This window comes from Ruminococcus sp. CAG:379, assembly GCF_000434255.1.
GTDB classification, from domain to species: domain Bacteria; phylum Bacillota; class Clostridia; order Oscillospirales; family Ruminococcaceae; genus Ruminococcus_F; species Ruminococcus_F champanellensis.
Genome location: NZ_FR894802.1, coordinates 1 through 3,479, shown reverse-complemented (window position 1 = coordinate 3,479; position 3,479 = coordinate 1). Strand labels below are relative to the sequence as shown.

Here is a 3,479-nt window from a genome sequence, read left to right as displayed (position 1 = left end):
CAACTCGCTTTACGGATACCCGACCTTTCATGCTTTTTTTATTATCAACGAATTAAAAAAGGACGAGTCTCTTTCCAACGAAGTGATTGCTGAATATAGTTTGATAGACAATGATCCTCTGTTAAAAAGTGAAATAAAGAGAATCCGGATGAGCCCATTGATAAATGTTATACGTCTATTGGGAGTAATCGGGGTTGTTGCCGGAATCATTATAATGTGTAACGGTCTGAACACTTCAGTAAAGATCAACAGTGCAGGGGCGATAAATACGGTCTCAAGCTCTCCAAACGGCACTTATTTCTGTGGTTCAACAAATAAAATATGTGGTATGTCAAATACCGGTATGGATAAAAATGCTGAAGATATTTATTGGTGTATAATTGGTGACGAGTGTGTTACAATAAAAGTTCCTCTGCAATACAAAGAGATTTTCGCTAAGTTTTATAATCGTACTGAAGAAAATGATAGTTCATCTTATGATGAATATTCCAATGAAAAAGTTGAATTTCGTGGAATCGTTTGCGATGCAAGCAAATATGATGCAAGCATTATTAATACCAAAACTCTGAAATCCGAAGAGGGTTCATTGATCATAACGGATAAGTTCATCGAAGTCATTTCTCCAGATATCATAGAGAAAAACATGAACCTCGGGTTCACGATCACTTTGATTGGTATAGCAGCTTATATGATTACGATTGTACTTAGGGCAACATCGGACAAAGTTTATGCGGCGTTGCCTTAACTTAACCTTTTACAGTTCCAATGTTTGATACATAGACCGGACTTGTATTGTATAAAGCCCTCATTTTTCTTAAAATTAGTATACTTGATTTAATGTTTTAAAACGGAGATGCTTCGCTTTTTATTGACAAGGCGGCAAAAATCTGATATACTAATATATTGTATAGGTGTAACCTGATATTGAAGTGAATGAGGAGTTGTTACTATGGCAAAGAAGCAGATGTCCCGTGAGGGTTACGAAAAGCTGGAACAGAAGCTAAGCTATCTGATTACCGTGCGCCGTGCGGAAGTAGCACAAAAACTGAAAGAGGCACGTTCCTTCGGCGACTTGTCCGAGAATGCAGAGTACGATGAGGCAAAAAACGAACAGGGCATCCTGGAAGCGGAGATTGCCGAGCTGCAAATCACCCTGGAAAATGCGGAGATCGTGGAAGATGATAACATTTCCGTGGACGAGATCGGTATGGGCTCCATCATTGAGATTCGCCGGGTTGGCACGGACAAGATCGAGCGGCTCCAGATCGTAGGTACCAACGAGGCAAACTTCAAGGAAGGAAAAATCTCTGACGAATCTCCCATCGGCAAATCGGCGCTGAAAAAGCGTGTGGGCGATACCTTCCTGGTAGAGGCACCCGCCGGTGAGTTGGAGTTTGAGGTTGTAGCAATTTCCAAGTAACAGAAAGGAGTGTGCGGAGCCGCCGGGCTGCCGCAAAGTTGCATGAGTGAAGTAGAAAACAGCGCTGCATTGGAAGAAGCAGTGCAGGATGTCCATATTTTAAAGAAGGTTCGCCTGGAAAAGCTGGATGAATTAAAGGTCAAGCATGAGAATCCTTATGAGATCACGAAATATCCGGTGGATGCCCACAATGCAGAATTGAAGGCTGCCTTTGAAAAAGAGGAAGCCCGGATAATCGCTGAGGCTGCCGGCGATGAGGAAAAGCTCAATGCGTTGCTGGAGACCCAGAAGGAAAAGATCGTGCACATTGCCGGCAGAATTATGAGCTGGCGTGACATGGGCAAGGCGAATTTTATCGATGTGCGGGACGGTTCTGACCGGATCCAGGTCTATGTGCGGATGAATGAGATTGGTAAAGAAGCCTTTGCTGACTTTAAAAAGTGGGATATCGGTGATATCGTGGGCGTAGAGGGCTTTGTGTTCCGTACCCGCAAGGGCGAAATTTCCATACATGCCAAATCCATTGTACTGTTGTCCAAGTCCCTGCTGCCCCTGCCGGAAAAGTGGCATGGTCTGAAGGATCAGGATATCCGCTATCGGCAGCGGTATGTGGATCTGATCGTCAACCCGGACGTAAAGGACACCTTCCTCAAGCGCAGCCAGATCCTGCGGGAGGTTCGCAGCTACCTGGACAATCTGGGCTATCTGGAGGTAGATACACCGGTGCTGCATACGCTGGAGATCGGCGCATCCGCACGTCCCTTTATTACACACCACAATGCCCTGGATCTGGATATGTATCTGCGGATCGAGACCGAATTGTATCTGAAGCGGCTGATCGTGGGCGGCTTTGAAAAGGTATACGAGGTAGGGCGGATCTTCCGGAACGAGGGCATGGACACCTCCCACAACCCGGAGTTCACCTCCATTGAAATGTACCAGGCTTACACCGACTATATTGGCATGATGAATCTGATCGAGGATATGTACCGGACCATTGCCCGGAAGGTATGCGGCAGTGATGTGATCACCTACCAGGGTGTGGAGATCGACATGGGCAGGCCCTGGGAGCGTCTGACCATGGTGGAGGCTGTGAAGAAGTATGCCGGTGTGGATTACAACGATTGGGCAACGGATGAACAGGCACGTGCCGTGGCAAAGGAAAAGGGCGTGGAAGTGGACGAAGGAGATGCTGCCACCAAGGGGCATGTGCTGATCGCCTTCTTTGATGCATTTGTGGAAGAAAAGCTGATTCAGCCCACCATCATCTACGATTATCCGGTGGAGAATTCTCCCCTGGCAAAGCGGAAGCCCACTGATCCTGCATTTACCGAACGGTTCGAGTATTTCATCTACGCTCGTGAAATGGGCAACGCATTCTCTGAGTTGAACGATCCTATCGATCAGCGGGAGCGTTTTGAGCGGCAGGTTGCTGCGAAGCGTGCCCAGGGCAACAACAATGCTACCGTGGACGAGGATTTCGTTACCGCACTGGAATATGGCATGCCTCCCACCGGTGGATTGGGCTTTGGCCTGGATCGTCTGGTGATGCTGCTGACTGACAGCGCATCCATCCGGGATGTTCTGCTGTTCCCGACAATGAAGCCTATTGACAAGTAAAAGTCGAAAAAACCCAGTGTTTATGCGGGTTTCGGGACTTTCTAAACCGAATAAATTTACCTCTTTACACCAAATTTACACCAATCGGTGCTAAAAACGGTGCAGAGACTAAAAAATCGCATAATTTTAAGTTTCACACAGCTCCTGAGAAGTTACTGCTTCTCAGGAGCTTCTTTCATTTCTCATAGTTTTCGGACTACATCGCAAACTACACCAATCCTGTTTTTCTCAATATAATGAGGATAATCACAGAGGAAGGGGTGGTTATACTATGAGCAACAGTTTAGCAAGCGTTCACCCGGAGCTAATTCCTGAATGGTCAGAGAGGAATTTACCGCTGACGCCTGATAAGATAACCTTCGGTTCAAATAAAAGAGTGTGGTGGAAAGGCGCTTGCGGACACGAATGGGAAACGAGCGTTAAAGCTCGTTCAAAGGGC

General features: G+C 46.5%; 4 protein-coding genes. All 4 read left to right on the top strand.

What is annotated here, in order from left to right; translation table 11 throughout:
• A partial coding sequence (locus QVO51_RS00395) for a hypothetical protein (RefSeq protein ID WP_288167658.1) occupies positions 1-745 on the top strand: 745 nt, incomplete at its 5' end.
• 204 nt (positions 746-949) lie between these two features.
• Entirely contained in the window at positions 950-1,420 is a 471-nt protein-coding gene (gene greA, locus QVO51_RS00390; protein ID WP_015558403.1) for a transcription elongation factor GreA, read from the top strand.
• Between the two features lie 42 nt (positions 1,421-1,462).
• Positions 1,463-3,040: a lysine--tRNA ligase gene (lysS, locus tag QVO51_RS00385; protein ID WP_022356763.1), complete on the top strand. Its 1,578-nt coding sequence runs from the start codon at positions 1,463-1,465 to the stop codon at positions 3,038-3,040.
• A 271-nt stretch (positions 3,041-3,311) separates the two neighbouring features.
• Positions 3,312-3,479 (top strand): zinc-ribbon domain-containing protein (locus tag QVO51_RS00380; RefSeq protein ID WP_288167659.1); only part of this gene is annotated, 168 nt, incomplete at its 3' end.

Bases quoted from the DNA above. Each gene is read 5' to 3' on its own strand.
- greA (WP_015558403.1), top strand. From the start codon at position 950: ATGGCAAAGAAGCAGATGTCCCGTGAGGGTTACGAAAAGCTGGAACAG.
- lysS (WP_022356763.1), top strand. From the start codon at position 1,463: ATGAGTGAAGTAGAAAACAGCGCTGCATTGGAAGAAGCAGTGCAGGAT.